The 17,535-nt window shown below is 73.5% G+C and carries 12 protein-coding genes and 1 other RNA gene; 3 read left to right on the forward strand and 10 right to left on the reverse strand.

Translation table 11 applies throughout. The annotated features are described in order from the left end of the window. Positions 1-2: 2 nt before the first annotated feature. From ACZ6WH_RS29165 to ftsE, 6 genes are all read right to left on the reverse strand, one after another. Entirely contained in the window at positions 3-977 is a 975-nt protein-coding gene (locus tag ACZ6WH_RS29165; RefSeq protein WP_469731885.1) for an extracellular catalytic domain type 1 short-chain-length polyhydroxyalkanoate depolymerase, read from the reverse strand. A gap of 156 nt (positions 978-1,133) precedes the next feature. Further along, positions 1,134-1,504: a transfer-messenger RNA gene (gene ssrA / locus ACZ6WH_RS29170) on the reverse strand. A gap of 144 nt (positions 1,505-1,648) precedes the next feature. Then, positions 1,649-2,164: an SsrA-binding protein SmpB gene (gene smpB / locus ACZ6WH_RS29175; RefSeq protein ID WP_432855040.1), complete on the reverse strand. Its 516-nt coding sequence runs from the start codon at positions 2,162-2,164 to the stop codon at positions 1,649-1,651. Between the two features lie 18 nt (positions 2,165-2,182). Then, complete coding sequence (locus tag ACZ6WH_RS29180; RefSeq protein WP_469731886.1) at positions 2,183-3,406, reverse strand: S41 family peptidase; 1,224 nt, start codon at positions 3,404-3,406, stop codon at positions 2,183-2,185. A 67-nt stretch (positions 3,407-3,473) separates the two neighbouring features. Next, positions 3,474-4,385, reverse strand: a complete 912-nt coding sequence (ftsX, locus tag ACZ6WH_RS29185; protein ID WP_361562590.1) for a permease-like cell division protein FtsX — start codon at positions 4,383-4,385, stop codon at positions 3,474-3,476. Between the two features lie 32 nt (positions 4,386-4,417). After that, positions 4,418-5,107, reverse strand: a complete 690-nt coding sequence (gene ftsE / locus ACZ6WH_RS29190) for a cell division ATP-binding protein FtsE (protein ID WP_361562588.1) — start codon at positions 5,105-5,107, stop codon at positions 4,418-4,420. Between the two features lie 306 nt (positions 5,108-5,413). Here ftsE and ACZ6WH_RS29195 point away from each other — a divergent pair, with 306 nt between their 5' ends. After that, positions 5,414-5,614 (forward strand): hypothetical protein, encoded by a 201-nt coding sequence (locus tag ACZ6WH_RS29195; RefSeq protein WP_432855048.1) that lies wholly within the window; start codon positions 5,414-5,416, stop codon positions 5,612-5,614. Positions 5,615-5,713: 99 nt separating this feature from the next. On the opposite strand, the gene ACZ6WH_RS29200 is transcribed toward ACZ6WH_RS29195, so the two are convergent. From ACZ6WH_RS29200 to ACZ6WH_RS29215, 4 genes are all read right to left on the reverse strand, one after another. After that, entirely contained in the window at positions 5,714-6,589 is an 876-nt protein-coding gene (locus tag ACZ6WH_RS29200) for a hypothetical protein (protein WP_469731887.1), read from the reverse strand. Between the two features lie 310 nt (positions 6,590-6,899). Then, a complete protein-coding gene (gene prfB / locus ACZ6WH_RS29205) occupies positions 6,900-8,012 on the reverse strand; it encodes a peptide chain release factor 2 (protein ID WP_469731889.1) in 1,113 nt (370 codons plus the stop codon). A gap of 166 nt (positions 8,013-8,178) precedes the next feature. Then, the gene (locus ACZ6WH_RS29210; RefSeq protein WP_432855057.1) at positions 8,179-9,438 is read right to left on the reverse strand and encodes a serine/threonine-protein kinase; all 1,260 of its coding nucleotides are present in this window, start codon (positions 9,436-9,438) and stop codon (positions 8,179-8,181) included. Positions 9,439-9,688: 250 nt separating this feature from the next. Continuing rightward, a complete protein-coding gene (locus ACZ6WH_RS29215; RefSeq protein ID WP_469731891.1) occupies positions 9,689-11,395 on the reverse strand; it encodes a serine/threonine-protein kinase in 1,707 nt (568 codons plus the stop codon). A gap of 539 nt (positions 11,396-11,934) precedes the next feature. Here ACZ6WH_RS29215 and ACZ6WH_RS29220 point away from each other — a divergent pair. Both ACZ6WH_RS29220 and ACZ6WH_RS29225 read left to right on the forward strand, forming a co-directional pair. Continuing rightward, positions 11,935-16,029 carry an FHA domain-containing protein gene (locus ACZ6WH_RS29220; protein ID WP_469731893.1) on the forward strand — a complete coding sequence of 1,365 codons (4,095 nt, stop codon included), beginning with the start codon at positions 11,935-11,937 and terminating at the stop codon, positions 16,027-16,029. A gap of 161 nt (positions 16,030-16,190) precedes the next feature. Continuing rightward, on the forward strand, positions 16,191-17,531 hold the full coding sequence (locus ACZ6WH_RS29225; protein ID WP_469731895.1) for an ABC transporter substrate-binding protein: 1,341 nt from the start codon (positions 16,191-16,193) through the stop codon (positions 17,529-17,531). The last annotated feature ends 4 nt before the right edge of the window (positions 17,532-17,535 follow it).

The following is a 17,535-nucleotide window of genomic DNA, read 5'->3' on the forward strand; positions in this document are numbered from 1 at the left end:
TCTCAGCCGTTCAGGCCCCACCCCTTCCCCATCTCGTAGGCGGCGCAGAGATTCACGTCGAGCATGTACGCGCCGGCCGTGCCGCACTGGGCGGGGCCGGTGCCGGGGTCCAGCGGCTGCCCGTGCCCCATGCCGGTGATCTCGTACGTCTCGGCGGCCACCGCGCCCGCCGCGTCCCGGTACACCGCGTGCGGATAGCCGCCCACCGTGTCCTTGGTGTCCGCGGCCTGGTCGGTGCCGTGCACATTGGTCCACTGCTCGACGAGGTCGGCCATGTTCGCCGGCTTCACGGTCGTGTCGGACGTGCCCTGGAAGACCGTGAGCCGGGGCCAGGGGCCGGTGTACCCGGGCCGGGCCGCCCGCACCCGGTCGCCCCACTGCGCGGGCGTCTGGGTGGCGCCGACGTACATGCACACGTACGGCGAGCCCGCCGCCTGCGCGCAGCCGTACGGGAGGCCCGCGACCACGCCGCCCGCCGTGTAGGTCTCCGGGTACGCGGCCATCATGACGGCGGTCATGCCGCCGCCGGCCGAGAGCCCGGTGACGTACGCCTTGGAGCCGCCCGCGTCGGCGAGCTGCCTGGCGGTCATCTGCTGGATGGAGGCCGCCTCGCCCTTGCCGCGTTCGATGTCGCCCGCCTGGAACCAGTTGAAGCAGGAGCTGAGGTTGTTGGCGCTCGTCTGGCCCGGGAACACCACCGAGAAGCCCCAGCGGTCGGCGAGTTCGGTCCAGCCGCTCTGCTTGCCGTAGGCGGTGGCGTTCTGCGTACAGCCGTGCAGCGCGACGACCACGGGGCGGCCGGCGGGCAGCCCCTCGGGGACGTAGCGGTACATCCGCAGCGCCCCGGGGTTGCTGCCGAAGCCGGTGACTTCCTCGATGGTGCCGGCGGCCGCTTGCGCGGTGCCGGCGGGGAGCAACAGGGCGGCAAGGACGGCCGCGACCAGCGCGCTCAAGGTGCGTCTGATTGTCTTGTACATGCCCGGCGACAGTAGGAGCGGACGACGCACCCCGATATGGCGCGGGGCGCCACATCCAGCGCCCGCGCCATGGGCCCCGGCACGACAAGAGCCCCGCTGCCTGACGGCTGCGGGGCTCTGCCTCACATGGGATGTCCGGAGGCCGGGGCCTCCGTTCGGTGGAGATGGCGGGAATCGAACCCGCGTCCAACGGTGCAGAATCAGGGCTTCTCCGTGTGCAGTCCGCTGCGATTTTCTCAGCCCCGGAGATCACGCGGACAAGTCTCCGACGGGCTCAGTCACTGTTTGATGTCTCCACAGAACCCCGTGACCGGGCTCAGTGGATAAGACCCCTAGCTGATGCCAGGATCCGGGTCGGGATCATCCCCGGGCTGACACTTCGCAGGTCGCTACTTAGGCAGCGAGGGCGAAGGAATCGCGCTTGGTGTTGGCGATTATTGGTTGCGACATATGGTTAACGAGATCATTGCCGCTTCCTCGACACGCTTCCCCTGCTTCGACATCCGCTGTCGAAACCGATCATCCCCATGTTGTGTTTTCAAAGCCGGACACTCCGTCCCGCGGAGCGCCCCGCACCCCGTCATTCCGAGGTACGTGTGCCATCGTACGGGAACAACGCGGCACCGTGCCAGCAATATTCCCCGGGTCCCCGGGAGGGCCCTTCCGCCAGGTCAGGCCCGCTGCCGCCGGCGCACCGCCGAGATCGCCCGGTCGGCCTCACGGCGGTCCTGCTGCTCGCGCAGGGTCTGCCGCTTGTCGTACTCCTTCTTGCCCTTGGCCAGCGCGATCTCGACCTTCGCGCGGCCCTTCAGGAAGTACAGCTGGAGCGGCACGATCGTGTGACCGGTCTCCTGGGACTTCGAGGCCAGCTTGTCGATCTCCTCGCGGTGCAGCAGCAGCTTGCGCTTGCGGCGCGCCGCGTGGTTGGTCCACGTGCCCTGCGCGTACTCGGGGATGTGCACGTTGTGCAGCCACGCCTCGCCGCCGTCGATCTGGACGAAGCCGTCCACGAGCGAAGCCCGCCCCTGCCGCAGCGACTTCACCTCCGTGCCCGAGAGCACGAGGCCGCACTCGTAGGTGTCGATGATGAGGTAGTCGTGCCGCGCCTTCTTGTGCTGCGCAATGAGCTTGCGCCCGGCCTCCGCGGCCTGCCGCTTGGCCTTCGTCTTCGCGTTCTGCTTAGCCATAGTGCGGCCATTTTCGCACTACGACCCGCCTCCCAGGCCACTCATTACTGCTCTGGCCCGGCTCTCCGCACGATCCTCGGCGGGAATGTCGGGGCGGATGCCCCGGCCGTCGACGCCATGGCCGGACGGCGTGCGGTAGTGGCCGACGGTCAGCTCGGCCACCGAGCCGTCCGCGAGCTTGCTGGGCATCTGGACCGACCCCTTGCCGAAGGTCGACGAGCCGATCACCACCGCGCGGCCGCGGTCCTGCAGCGCTCCGGCCAGCAGCTCCCCCGCGCTCATCGTGCCGCCGTCGACCAGCACGGCCAGCGGTGACTTCGTGGCCCGGCCGCGGTCGGCGTACAGCGCGCGCTGGCTGCCCCGTACGTCGTACGTGGCGACCAGGCCGCCGTCGAGGAAAGCGGCGGCCGCGGTGACCGCCTCCCCGACCAGGCCGCCGGTGTTGCCGCGCAGGTCCAGCAGGATGCCGCCGGGCGGGGCCGACCGGACCGCCTCGCGCACCTCCTCGCCGGTGCCCTTGGCGAACGCCTCGACCTTGATCCGGGTCATGCCGCCGGGCGCGGCCGGCCGCTCCACGGTGACGTTCGCCGTGCGCAGCCGGGCGCGGTGCAGCGTCACGGACCGGTCCTGGTCCGCGCGCCGGAGCCGCAGCGCGACGGGGGTACCGGGCGCTGCCGCGCCGCCCGCGCGCTTCGAGGTGCTGCCGGCGTCCCCGCGCAGCCCGGCCACCACATCGGTGACGGGGCGGTGGCGGGTGGTGCGGCCGTCGACGGCGAGCAGCTCGTCACCGGGCGCGATGCCGGCCCGTGCGGCGGGGCTGTCGGGCCGGACCCGGGAGACCTGGACGCGGCCGTGCTCGCCCTGGCGCAGCCACAGGCCGACGCCGACGTACTCGCCGTCCAGCTCCCGCCGGAAGTCCTCGTACTCGCCCGCGGTGTAGACGGTGGACCAGCGGTCGCCGCTGCGGCTGACCACGTCGGCGGCGGCCTGGCTGCCGGACTTGCCGGCCTTGGCCGCCTCGGCCGCGGCCTCCTCGACGGCCTCGCGGTCCGCCGTGCCCTCCGCCGCGGCCCGGCCGTCGGCGACGGTCCGTACCGGTATGTGCCGCTCGGCCCCTTCCCGGCCCTCGCCGCTCCAGGTACCGGCCGCTGCGCCGGTGCCGAGCACGCTCGCGACCACCAACGTCATGGCCGCCCCGCGGCGGATGCGGCGGGGCCGGACAAAGTGCAATCGGCCCGACATGCCGGTGAGTCTAGGCCAGAAAGAAGCGCCGTACGGGCAGTTGCCCGTACGGCGCTCTTGGCATAACTCACACCTTCAGATACTTGCGGAGCGCGAAAAACGCGGCGAGCGCCGGCATCAGAAGACCGATGAGCAGCACCAACGGGAGTACCGCCACCACGGAGTCCCAGCCGATGAAGTTGATCACCTGGATCTTCTCCGCCAGCCAGTTGTTCACGAGGATGAACTTGCCGCCGACGATCAGGACGCACGCGAACGCGGCGCCGATCAGGCCGGCGATGGCGGCCTCCAGGATGAACGGCATCTGGATGTAGAAGCTGGACGCGCCGACCAGCCGCATGATCCCCGTCTCCCGCCTGCGGCTGAACGCCGACACCCGCACGGTGTTGACGATCAGCAACAGCGCAACGACCAGCATCAGCCCCATCACGCACAGCGCGGCGATATTCATGCCGTTGAGCAGGTTGAACAACGGCTCGACGGTGTCCCGTTGGTCCTGGACCTCCTGGACGCCCGGCCGCTCGCTGAAGGCCGATTTGATGACCGCGAACTTGGTCGGGTCCTTCAGCTTGACCCGGAAGGACTCCGGCAGCTGGTCGGGCGTGACGAGGCCCGCCACGGGCGTGTCGCCGAACTGCTCCTTGTAGTGCTTGTACGCCTGGTCGCTGGACTCGTAGCTCACCTTGTCGACGATCGGCAGCCGGTCCAGCTCGGCGCGGATGTCGTTCTTCTGCTGCGTCGTCGCCGCGCCCTTGGCGCAGTTGGCGCCGGAGTCGGCGTCGTTCTTGTTGCAGAAGAAGATGGAGACGTTGACCTTGTCGTACCAGTAGCCCTTCATCGTGCTGACCTGGTCGCGCATCAGCAGCGAGGCGCCGAAGAGGCCGAGCGAGAGAGCCACGGAGACGATGACGGCGAAGGTCATCGTGAGGTTTCGGCGGAGACCGACGCCGATCTCCGACAGGACGAACTGGGCGCGCATGGCGTCCTTTCAGTGCTGGGGGCCGTACACGCTTAGTGCTGGTAGCCGTACACGCCGCGCGACTGGTCGCGTACGAGCCGGCCCTTTTCGAGTTCCATGACCCGCTTGCGCATCTGGTCGACGATCTGCTGGTCGTGGGTGGCCATGACCACCGTCGTACCGGTGCGGTTGATCCGGTCCAGCAGCTTCATGATGCCGACGGAGGTCTGCGGGTCGAGGTTGCCGGTCGGCTCGTCGGCGATCAGCAGCATCGGGCGGTTGACGAACGCCCGGGCGATCGCGACGCGCTGCTGCTCACCGCCGGACAGCTCGCCCGGCATCCGGTCCTCCTTGCCGCCGAGGCCGACGAGGTCGAGCACCTCGGGGACGGTCTTGCGGATCTGGCCGCGCGGCTTGCCGATGACCTCCAGGGCGAACGCGACGTTCTGCCCGACGGTCTTGTTCGGGAGCAGCCGGAAGTCCTGGAAGACGGTGCCGATCTGGCGCCGCATCTGCGGGACCTTCCAGTTGGACAGCTTCCCGAGGTCCTTGCCCAGTACGTGCACCGCGCCGTGGCTGGACCGCTCCTCACGCAGGAGCAACCGCAGGAAGGTGGACTTGCCGGAGCCGGAGGAGCCCACCAGGAAGACGAACTCGCCTCGTTCGATCTCGAGCGAGACGTCCCTGAGCGCGGGGCGGTTCTGCTTCGGGTAGGTCTTGGAGACGTTGTCGAATCGGATCACTGATGCACCACGGTCGACCTGGGTAGGGGCACGGTTTGCCGTGTTGCGGCTCCCGTCGGTGAGCGTGACCATACGCGAACCACGTGGCACGGCGCAGTCGGCGTCCGGTCTTGGTGCGTTTATTCACGGCACCTACGGGGACAAAACGAGCACATTCCGGCTTCGGCCGACGGCCCCCGGGCGGCCTGAATACGCCGTGCGCTGGGAGGATCCCGGTAGGCGCGCCGATGTCCGGCCGAGCTGGCACAGTAGAAGAGGGAACCAACGCGCCGGCCCGCGCGTTGGAGCTGGCGAGAAGGAGGTCGCATGACGTACGACCGGCTGGTGTGCGCCAACTGCGCGGCCCCCGTGAACGAGGGCCGTTGCCCGGTGTGCCGGGCGAGCAGGCAGCGACTGCAGCAGCAGAGTGGCCTGACCGGGCTTTTCGCGCAGGTCACCCCGGCGGCGCTGGTCGCGCTGCTGGTGGCGCTGGTCGCGGTGGGTCTGCTGTGGGACCGAATGGCCTGAGCCATCGACTGATCTTGTGCAGGACGCACCAGGGCCCGGCGCGGAATCCGCGCCGGGCCCTCTGCTGTGCTGTGTGTCGCGCTACGAAGCCGTACGGCCTCAGGCCGCGGCCGCGCCACCCTTGTTGATCAGGCGGGGCAGCATACGGAAGCCGACGCCGCCGGCGATCATCGTCGCGGCACCGATGAGCAGGAACGTGGTGCCGGACGAACCGGTTTCGGCCAGCTCACCACCGGCCTGCTGCTGGCCACCCTGCGGGGTGTCCTGCGCCTGACCCGGCGTGTTGGCGATGTCCTCCTTGGAGTCGCCCGGCTGCTCGACCGGCGTCTGGCCGCCGTTGTCGGGGCCGGGGCCGGTGGAGCCACCGTCGTCGGAGCCGCCGGCGGCGTTGCCGCCACCGTTGTCGCCGCCGCCGACGTTGCCGTTGTCGCCACCGTTGTCGCCGCCGTCGCCGCCGCCGACCTGGCCGCCGTCCTGGCCACCGTTGTCGTCGCCACCGATGGCGCCGCCGTTGTCCTGGCCGCCGTTGTCGTCGCCGCCAATGGCGCCGCCGTTGTCCTGGCCACCATTGTCGTCGCCACCGATGACGCCGCCGTTGTCGTCGCCACCGATGGCGCCGCCGTTGTCCTGGCCGCCGTTGTCGTCGCCGCCAATGGCGCCGCCGTTGTCGTCGCCACCGCCGATCGCGCCGCCGTTGTCCTCGCCGCCGTCGCCGCCGCCGATCAGACCGCCGTCGGTCTCGCCACCGGTGTCGCCGCCGGTGTCACCACCGGTGTCGCCACCGTTGGTGCCGCCGTTGTCGCCGCCGCCGATGATGCCGCCGATCAGGCCGCCGATGATGCCATCGTTCTGGCCCTGGGCCTCGGCGCCCGGCGTGGCGGCGGAAGCGGCGCCCGTCACGGTGAGCGAAGCGCCCACCGCGATCACGGCACCGGCCGCAACGCGTGCCACACGCACCCGTGTCTTCTTCGTCATCTAGTGCTACCCCCAGTAGCTACATGTGTCATTGGGGCATCGCTGTGCGGGGCAACGGCCGATGCGGGACACGAGTCCGCTCCGTCTCTCGCAGGCGGTTACCTCAGATCCCCGTTTCACACGCGCCCCAGACATACGCATGCCGCGCTCTACCCTTCCCAGATCCCAACGGACCGTCAAGGTCAAATAAAGGCTCGATGACCGTATTGCGGTAGTTTGATGGGCTCGGCGGCGTACGACTGTAACCAAATCACCACAACAAAAAAGCAACCGTCGCCTCAGCGGCGACGGTTGCTTCGGGTGTTCCGGTCTAGCCCTGCTGCTCCTGCTGCTTGCGCCAGCGGATGCCGGCCTCCAGGAAGCCGTCGATGTCGCCGTCCAGCACACTCTGCGGGTTGCCGACCTCGAACTCCGTCCGCAGGTCCTTGACCATCTGGTACGGGTGCAGGACGTACGAACGCATCTGGTTGCCCCAGGAATTGCCGCCGTCGCCCTTGAGCGCGTCCATCTTGGCCTGCTCCTCCTGGCGGCGCCGCTCCAGCAGCTTCGCCTGGAGGACGTTCATGGCGGTGGCCTTGTTCTGGATCTGCGAGCGCTCGTTCTGGCAGGAGACCACGATGCCGGTCGGGATGTGCGTCAGGCGGACCGCGGAGTCCGTGGTGTTGACGCCCTGGCCACCGGGGCCGGAGGAGCGGTACACGTCGACCCGCAGGTCCGACTCGTCGATCTCGATGTGGTCGGTCTGCTCGACGACGGGCAGCACCTCGACGCCGGCGAACGACGTCTGGCGGCGGCCCTGGTTGTCGAACGGGGAGATCCGGACCAGGCGGTGCGTGCCCTGCTCCACGGAGAGCGTGCCGTAGGCGTACGGCACGTTGACGGCGAAGGTGGTCGACTTGATGCCGGCCTCTTCGGCATACGAGGTCTCGTACAGCTCCGTCTTGTAGCCGTGCCGCTCGGCCCAGCGCAGGTACATGCGCTGGAGCTTCTCGGCGAAGTCGGCGGCGTCCACGCCACCCGCCTCGGCGCGGATGTTCACGACCGCCTCACGGGAGTCGTACTCGCCGGACAGGAGGGTGCGCACCTCCAGCTCGTCCACGGCCTTGCGGACCGCGGTCAGCTCGGACTCCGCCTCGGCCTGGGCGTCCTCGTCGGCCTCGTCAGCGGCCAGCTCGAACAGCACTTCGAGGTCGTCGACCCGACCGCGCAGCTCCTCGGCCTTGCGCAGCTGGCCCTGGAGATAGGAGAGCCGGCTGGTGACCTTCTGGGCGTTCTCCACGTCGTCCCAGAGGTCGGGGGCCGCTGCCTGCTCCTCGAGCGCAGCGATATCGGCCCTCATCCTGTCGAGGTCGAGGACGGCCTCGATCGACGCCATGGTCGAGGCGAGGGACTTCAGCTCTTCGGATACATCGACGACTGCCACGACTCCAGCCTAACGGCTGGGTGAGCCGACGTGAGCCGTGGCCGTCCCCGGCCGTCTTCGCACGGCTCCGAGCCGGGCGGCCGGTGGCTGCCCGCGGCGCCGTCCCGGTTGCTCGCGCAGTTCCCCGCGCCCCTTGCGGGGCGCGCCACTGCTGCGGGGCCGAGCGTCACGGCACGTCCGGTGACGACTGCTGCGTCCCCGGGCGGGCGTCGTCCGGGGCGTCGTCGCCGGAGGCGAGCCAGGTGCCCAGGCCCGCCGCGACCACGAGGGCGCCCGCCGCGAGGCCCAGCCGGACCCGGCGCTTCCGTACCCGGTGACGGGCCGAGCCCGCCCGGCGCTCGCCCGCGGCGCGCGGCGTACGGGCCGTGCCGTGTGCCCCGCCGGCCAGCTCGTCCGGTCCCGGCACCCGCATGCTCGTGTGCGTGTCCCGATTGGAATCCGGAGCCGCGCCGTGGACCAGCGGCACCGCTCCGCGGACCCTGCCGCCCTCCTCGGGCGCCGGGTGGTACGGGCCGCCCTCCTCCCGGGCCGCCTCCGGTGCCGCGGCCGGCTCGTCGGCCTCCTGCTCGCTCTCCGGCTCGTCGATGTCCAGCGGCGGGATGCCCGCCAGCGACGGCTGGATCTCCCGCAGCCGGGCCGCCAGCTCGGGGGCGCGGAGCCGGGAGGCCGGCGCCTTGGCCAGGCACTGGAGGAGCAGCTGCCACAGCTCGTCCGGGATGCCGGGCAGCGGCGCCACCCGCTCGGTGACGTGCCGGCGGAGCACCGCGCCGGGGTGTCCGCCCCCGAAGGGCGTGAAGCCGGCGAGCAGCTCGTACAGGACCGTGGCCAGCGCGTAGACGTCCACGGAGGCGCGGGGCGGGAGACCTTCGATGATCTCGGGGGCGAGGTAGTCGGGGGTGCCGATGACCCGGGTGGAGCGGGTGCGGCGGGGCGAGTCGACCAGGCGCGCGATGCCGAAGTCGGTGAGCAGGGCGGGGTGCGCGCCGCCGGGGCCGAGCGGGCCCTCCATGTCCAGCAGGACGTTCTCGGGCTTCACGTCGCGGTGCACGATGCGCGCGGCGTGCGCGGCGGCCAGGCCCTCGGCGACGTCGGCCACGATGGCGACCGCGGCCTCCGGGGCCAGCCGGCGCTGGGCGTCCAGGCGGGTCCGCAGGTCCGTGCCCCGGACGAGGTCCATCACCAGCGCGAGGTCGTTGCCGTCCACGACCAGGTCGCGGACGCCGACCACGTGCGGGTGGTCCAGGCTGAGCAGCGCGGCGCGCTCCTGCACGAAGCGGCCGACCAGCTCCTGGTCGGAGGCGAGGTCCTCGCGCAGCAGCTTGATCGCCACGGCCCCTTCGGGGCCCTCGCCCAGCCACACCGTGCCGGCGCTGCCGCGACCGAGGATCTGGTGGGCGGTGTACCGGCTGCCGATCTTCCGTGCCAAGACTGCTCCGACGGGTCTTGTCCGACAGGTGACGGCCCGCGGCGCGGATGCGCGGGGCCGCGGCCCGGGGCGCGGGGGTGCGCGGGGCCGATGCTGGCGACAAAACTACGCGGGCCGCGGGGCTTTCGGCGCCCCGGACGCCGTCAACCGCCACTTCTCCGCCGGAAAATCTCCCGGGATGTCGACAAATCCACGACGTCCCCTCCGGGCGGAGCGGTGGCGGCGGACGGGTCCGCTCACGGGCGGGCCGCTACCGGCCCACCGACTTCGAGGCCTCGCCGATCGTGGACACCCAGTCCGAGACGTCGGTCCACCACTGGCTGATCTGGTTCCAGAAGCTGCGGCCCTGGCCGATCCAGTCCTGGAGCGGGGTGAGCTCCCAGATGAGCCAGCAGCCGACCACGATCAGCACGATCATGATCAGGCAGCCCTTGAGGCAGCCGAGGCCCGGAATGTGCACCGGGTTGGCGCTGCGCCGGCGCGGCTCGCGCTCGCGGCGGCGCGGCTCCGGGGCGGGCGGCCGCGGCTCGTACCGCTGCGGCGGCGGCTCCTGCCGGCGCTGTCGCGGCTGCGGCTGCGGCGGCTGCTGGTACTGCGGCGGCGGCTGCTGCCCGTACTGCGGCTGCTGCTGGTACTGCTGGGGCGGGGGCTGCGGGGGCCGGCGCTGGGGGCGGCGGCGCAGCGGGTCCTCGTCCGGGTTGAGGTACTGGACCTGGGTCTGCTCGTTCCGGTCCCGGGCGGCGCGCAGCTGGTTCTCCCAGGGGTGGGGCCCGTCGGGCTGCTGCGGGTCGCCACCGGGCGGGCCCGGCGGTACGGGCGGCATCGCGCGGGTCGGGTCGCCGCTCCCCGGGGGACGCCCGGAGTCGGCGCCGAAACCGGCGGCAGCGGCACCCGCCGCGGCGGCGCCGGTGGTCGGCATGACGTTGGTCGCGGCGGACGGGTCGTACGTACCGCCCCCGGCGCCGCCGGAGGGCAGCACCTGGGTCGGGTCGGCGTCACCGCTGCCGCCGCCGGCCCCGGTGTCGGGAACGGGCGCGGGCGCCGGGTCGGGCGCGAGCAGGGCGGCGACGCCGAGCGCGGCCTCGGCCTCGGCGGGCGAGGCGTGCACGCCGATGCCGGCCGCGACCACGCGCAGGCCGCGGGCGAGGTTCTCGGCGCTGGGCCGCCCCTCGGGGCGCTTGCTCAGGCAGCGCTCTATGACGGTCCACAGCGGCTCGGGGACGCTGCCCGGACGCTGCGGGTCCTCGCTGAGGTGCCGGTGCAGCACTTCGAGGGCGGTCGAGCCGGCGAACGGCGGACGGCCCGTGACCAGTTCGTACAGCAGGATGCCCGCGCCGTAGATGTCCACGGCGGAGGTCTGCGGGCGGCCCTCGGCGGACTCCGGCGCGACGTACGCGGGGGTGCCGACGAACTCCTGGGTGCGGGTCAGCCCCGGGGAGTCCGCGAGCCGGGCGATGCCGAAGTCGGTCAGCATCGGGTGCATCTCGGCGGCGCCGTCGGCCCCCGCGAGCAGGACGTTCGCGGGCTTGAGGTCCCGGTGCACGACGCCGTCGGCGTGGCTGGCGGCCAGCGCGTCGGCGATCTGCGCGGTCAGCAGCGCGGCCGCGACCGGGCTGAACGGGCCGTTCCGGCGCAGGTACTGGTGCAGGTCCGGGCCGTCGACCAGGTCCATGACCAGCGCGAGCAGGTCACCCTCCACGACCAGGTCGCGGGTCCGGACGATGTTCGGGTGGGTGAGCCGCAGCAGGACGGAGCGCTCGCGCAGGAAGCGCATCACCACGTCCGGGTCGTGCGCCAGCTCCTCTTTGAGCACCTTGATCGCGACCGTCTCGCCGGGCTGCCCGGCGACGGCGGCCTCCTCGCCCGCCGTCTCCCGCTGGCGAGCACGCCAGACGGTGCCCGTGGCGCCGCGTCCGAGCGGCTCCTCGAGCAGGTATTTGCTCCCTACCGGCCGCACGTCATGCGCTCCCTGGTCGTTACTGAGCAGCTGCCTGATCTGCGCTGTCTGTCGGGCTGTGGGGTCTGTGGGCCACTCCGGCGCACCGGGCGGGCCCTTCCGCCCCACCATAGTGCCGTGTTTCGCGGCCGCTGCCGGGCGGATCCCGTGGTCCGGGGCGGTTCCTTCCGGGTCGTCCGGTAAGGGACCCGGCGGGGCTCCTCGGAAAGACGCCGGTTCCGGACGGATGGTTGCTCCCTACCCCGGTCGCTGACCATTCAGTGGACGATCTTTGGCCGATCATGGGTCGCAAGCAGCCACTTTTGCACACATGCGTGACCGAACAAGATCACTGAAGGACAGTCGCCCCGCCTGTTGTCGGTGGCAGGTGCGAGGATGCTCTCCAGCACGGCAGCGGTGGGGTACGGGGGCACTGCGCCGCGGCGTGCGGCGTGCGCATGCACGCGGACTTGGACTTGTACGTGCCGACGTGTCCGGGCGCGGTGGGGGGAGGTGACGGTCCCCGCCGCATTGCCGGGCGGAAGGGACCGTTGACGGCGATGCAGATCCGGCTGACCGTCCTCGGGCCGCGCAGCGGCCACTCCACCCGTGCCTGCGACGTGCTCGTGACGGCCCCTGCCGGTACGGCGCTCTCGGCGGTGGCCAGCAGCCTCGCGGCGGCCGTCGCGGGCGCGGGCGCCGACGTCGGCGGGGCCGGCGCCGGCAGCGGCCCGGTCGTGCTCTACGCCGGCCAGGAGCGGCTCGACCTCCAGCGTGCCGCGCTCGGCGAGCCGCCGCTGATAGACGGCGCGGTCCTCTCCCTCCAGGGCCCCGGGCCCGCGCCGGCGCACGGCCTGCCCGCCGGCCCCGCCCGGCTGCGGGTCGTCTCCGGCCCGGACGCGGGCGGCGTGCATCTGCTGCACGGCGGCCAGATCCGCATCGGCCGCTCCGCGGACGCCGACGTGCCGCTGGACGACCCCGACGTCTCGCGCATGCACTGCGCGGTCACGGTGGCGCCCGACGGCGCGGTGACCGTGGCCGACCTCCGCTCCACGAACGGCACGGCGGTCGACGGCACCGAGATCGACGACCGCCCGGCGTCGCTGCCCCCGGGCGCGCTGCTCCGGATCGGCGAGTCGGCGCTGCGCCTCCAGCCGTCCCCCGCCTCCCCCGATCCCCTGCTCCCGGCCACCCCGGACGGCGAGGGCCGGCTGCGCGTCCACCCGGCGGACGGCGGCGCCCCCGGCGAGGAGCACCACCCGTCGCCCGGCGGCCCGTCCCCGTACGGCACGGCGGGCCCCGCCCCCTCTTACGGCGCCCGGAGCACGGCCCCGTACGGCGCTTCGCACAGCGCTTCGTACAGCAGCGAGCGCTTCGCCCCCGGGGCGGGCCCGGCGGCCGGTCCCGGAGCGGCGGCCGGCGGGCAGGAGCGCGGCGCGGGCAGCGGCTCGCCGCGCGCGGAGGGCGTCGGGACGGGCCGGATCGACGCCGGCCCGGCGCGCGCCACGGGCACGGGCACCGGTCACGGCCCGGCGCAGGAGGTCCACGGCGTGGCGGGCCGGCACAGAGCGGAGTCCGCCGGGACCGCCGCGTACGGCGCGGACCCGGCGGACGCGTACGGCGCCCGGCCCGCCGCCGCGGCCCCGTACGGCGCGCAGCAGCCGACCACCGACGCCTACGGCACGGACGACCGGCACGCCGCCGGCCCGTACGGCGGCGCTCCCGGGACCGGGCCGTACGCGGCCGGGACGCCGGGTGCGGCGGAGTACGCCGCCGGGGCACGCGCGGCGGAGGGGCACGCCCCCGAAGCGCGCGTCACGGGCCGTCCGGAGCCGGACCGGTACGCGCCGGCCGCACCCGAGGAGCAGCACCGGCAGCGCGCGCGGCACGGCCATCCGTACGCCGCGCAGCAGGACGAGCCCGCCCGGCAGCAGCACGGCCACCCCGGGCAGCCGGCAGCGGACCCGTACGGCGCCGTTGCGGGCGGCGCGCACGGCCACCCCGCCGACAGCGCCGGCACTCGGGCCCCCGCCTCGGGGCGGCGCGGCACGCCCGTGCGGGGCACCCCGGCCGCCGCCGTCGGGTTCGGCGCGGGCCAGGACGCCCACGACGTACCGGAGCACGCGGGGCACGACGGCCGGGCCCCGGCCGGGCCGTCCGCTCCCGATGCCCGGTCCGCGGCCACGCACGGCGGCCGGGAGCAGCTGGTGGGCCCGTTCGCGGAGCCCGGCACCGACGCGGAGGCCGACGACGGCGCGTCCCCGTCCCGCCGGCCGACCCGCCGGGGCGGCCTGAGCGCGTGGGCGCGCAGGCTGGCCGGCGGCCGCGCCGCCGCGGAGTCCGGGGCCGACGAGGAGGCCGCCCCGGAGGCCGCCGCGTACGGCCCCGTGGAGCAGGGCCCGGTCGCCGGCGGCCCCGGGGCGCCCGCGGCGGACGGCCGGGGAGCGGCCGCGCACGAACGCTGGCCGGACGCGGCGACGGTCCTGCTCACCGCCCTCGGCCCCGGCCCCCGCCTGTGGGAGCGGGACGCCGGGCATCCGGACGCGCTGGCCGTCCGGCTGGGCACCGCCGACCGCGCCGGCGGCCGGGCCGCCGTGCCGGTCACGGTCGCGCTGCGCTCGGCCGGTTCGCTGGGCCTGGCCGGGCCGCGTCCCCGCCTCGCCGGGCTGGCGCGGTCCGCGGTCGCCCAGTTCGCCGCGCTGCACGCGCCGGGCACGCTGGAGATCGTGCTGCTCGCCGCCGACCGTACGCGCACCGCGGCGCAGCGCCTGGAGGAGTGGTCCTGGCTCGGCTGGCTGCCGCACGTCCGCCCGGCGCACGCCCAGGACTGCCGGCTGCTGCTGGCGTACGACAAGGACCAGGCCGCCGCGCGCACCACCGAGCTGGTGCGGCGGCTGGACGACGGGCCGCTCGGGCCCGGCTGGGCGAGCGCCGAGCGGTCGGCGGTGGCCGCGGCGGCGGCCCGCCACCGCGGCCCGTACACCCTCGTGATCGCCGACGGCGACCCCGGCACATCCGGGCTGCGGGAGACCGTGGCGCGGCTGGCGGCGAGCGGCCCGTCGGTCGGTGTCCATGTGCTCGCGCTGGCCGAGACGCCGTCGGCGTCGCCGGTGTATCCGCTGGCCGCGACGTACGAAGCGGCCCGGGCGGCATCCCCCGCCTTCGGGGAGTGCGGGGCCGTCGCGGTGCTCAGCGGCGACGTGGCCACGGCGCTGCGCGTCGTGCAGCCCGGTGCCCCGCTGGCCCCGGCCGCCCCGGGTGCCGCGGTGACCGGCAGCATCGCCGTGAACGGCGTCCCGCAGAGCGTCGCCGGGCCGTACGGCGCGGGGACGAACGGCACGGTCGCGACCGTGGACGCGGTGTCCCTGCCCTGGGCCGAGCGGTTCGCGCGCGCCCTGGCGCCGCTGCGCGAGGCCGAATCCGTGCGGACGGACCGCGGCGCGCGCAGCGCGGCGGTGCCGCTGCCCGACACCACCCGGCTGCTGGACGAAATGGGGCTGGCCCGGGCCACCCCCGCCTCCCTGATGGCCCGCTGGGCGGCCACGGCGGACAGCGAGGAGCCCTCGGCCCCCGCTGTGCTGGGCGCGGGCCCGCACGGCCCGGTGCACGCCGACCCGGCAGCCGACGGCTGCCACTTCCTGCTGGAGGGCGGTCCGGGTACGGGCAAGACCGAGCTGCTGCGCTCGATCGCCGCCTCGCTCGCCGCGGCCGACCGCCCGGACCGGCTCTCGCTGGTGCTGGTCGACGGCGCGGGCACGGAGCGCGGTGACGGCCTGCGGCTCTGTACGGACCTGCCGCACGTCACGGCGCATCTGGCGGCCTCGGACCCGGTGCTGATGCGGGAGTTCGCGCAGGCGCTCTCCTCGGAGCTGAAGCGGCGCGCGGAAATACTGGGCGGCACCGGCTTCGCGGAGTGGCGGGCGAAGCACCTCGCGGCGCCCCGGGTGATCGGCCCGCGCCGGTCCACGGAGGGCCGTACGGCGACCGCGGGCGGCACGGCCGCCCCCGCGCACGCGCCGGCCGCCGGGTACGAGAGCGGCGCCGACCGGTCGGGGCTGCTCGACACGCCGGCCACCAGCACGCTGCGGCTGCGCCCCCGGGAGCGGACGCAGGGCGCGCCGACGGCCGAGGGCCAGGGGGCCGACGGGTTCGCCGCCGTACCGCCGATGACCCGGCTCTTCGTGGTCGTCGACGACTTCGACGCGCTGGTCGCCCCGGCGCTGGGCAGTACGGGCCGACCCGCCGCCGGCTCCGTGGTGCGGGCGCTGGAGGCGGTCGCCCGGGACGGCGCCGCGCTCGGTGTCCATCTGATCGCCGCGACCGGCCATCCGGACCGTACGGCCACGACCGCGACCGCCGAGCGGGCCGGGCTCCGCGTGGAGCTGGGCACGGAGAGCGATCCGGCCGAGCCGCTGCCTGTCGGGCGCGGCCGGCTGTTCCGCGCGGCGGACAATTCGGCGACGCCCTTCCAGGCGGGCCGGGTGACGGGCCGGATACCCCGGACGTCCACCCTGCGGCCGACGGTCGTGCCCCTGGAATGGCAGCGGATGGGCGACCCGCCGGCCCGCCGCCCGCTGCGCGAGCTGGGCAATGGCCCGACCGACCTGGCCCTGCTGGCGAGCGCGCTCCAGAAGGCGGCGAAGTCCGTGCCGTAGCGCCAAGTGCAACCGTGCAACGAATGGGTCGCCGTACGGAAAAGCCGGGTTACCCGCCGTGGTAACGGCCCGGTCACGACGGTGCGTTGCAGTCGAACGCACTATTGCTCGGGCTTCCCGGCGCCGGTAGGACTGTCGCACGGCGAACGGGAGGGCGACGGATGCGTCACGCAACGCTTCGTACGGCAACGGCACTTGTCGCGGTGGGAGCACTGGCACTGACCGGCTGCGGGGGCGACGGCGGCGGCAACAGCGAGGGCGAGGGCGGCAGCAACAGCGCGCCCACCGTCTCGCTGCCAAAGCTGAACGGACAGACCCTCCAGGTGACGGCCGTGTGGACCGGCCCCGAGCGGGAGAACTTCACCAAGGTCCTGGCCGAGTTCGAGAAGCGCACCGGCGCCAAGGTGGAGTTCGTGCCGAGCGGCGACGACATGGCCGGTTTCATCGGCTCCAAGGTCGCCGGCGGCGGCGCGCCGGACGTCGCGATGCTCCAGCAGGTCGGGGTGCTCCAGGAGTTCGCGAAGAAGGGCTGGATCAAGCCGCTCGGCCCGGCCGCGAAGAAGGAGCTGTCGGCGAACTTCTCCCAGGGCTGGCAGGACCTGGGGAGCGCCGGCGGCAAGAGCTACGGCGTGTACTTCAAGGCCAGCAACAAGTCGCTGGTCTGGTACAACACCCAGGCGTTCGAGAACGCGGGGGTGTCCGAGCCGAAGGACTGGAAGGGGTTCCTGAAGACCGCCAGGACGCTCGCGGACTCCGGCGTCGAGCCGGTCTCGGTGGGCGGCGCGGACGGCTGGACCCTCACCGACTGGTTCGAGAACGTCTACCTCTCGCAGGCCGGCCCGGAGAAGTACGACCAGCTGGCCAAGCACGAGATCAAGTGGACCGACCCGTCGGTGAAGCAGGCGCTCACCACGCTCGGCTCGCTCTTCGGTGCCAAGGGGCTGCTCGCGGGCGGCAACGGGGGCGCGCTGCAGACGGCGTTCCCGCAGTCGGTGACGCAGACGTTCAAGGACGAGCCGAAGGCCGCGATGGTCTCCTCGGCCGACTTCGCCGCGGCCAACATCGGCCAGACCAAGGCGGAGGTCGGCGCGGACGCCAAGGTCTTCCCGTTCCCGGCGGTCGGCACGGAGTCCCCGGTGGTGACCGGCGGGGACGTGGCGGTGGCGCTGAAGGACAACAAGGCCTCGCAGGCGCTGCTGACGTTCCTGGCCTCCCCGGACGCGGCCCGGATCTGGGCGGCGCAGGGCGGCTTCGTCTCCGCCAACAAGAAGCTGGACCCGTCGGTGTACCCGAATGCGGTGTTCAAGGAGATCGGCAAGGCGCTGGTCGCGGCCGGTGACGACTTCCGCTTCGACATGTCCGACCAGGCCCCGGCGTCCTTCGGCGGCAAGCCGGGGCAGGGCGAGTGGAAGGCCCTGCAGGACTTCCTGAAGAACCCGAAGGACGTGGCGGGGACCCAGGCGCAGCTGGAGAAGGACGCCGCCAAGTCGTTCGGGAGCTGACGCC

The organism is Streptomyces sp. NPDC050806 (genome assembly GCF_055586425.1).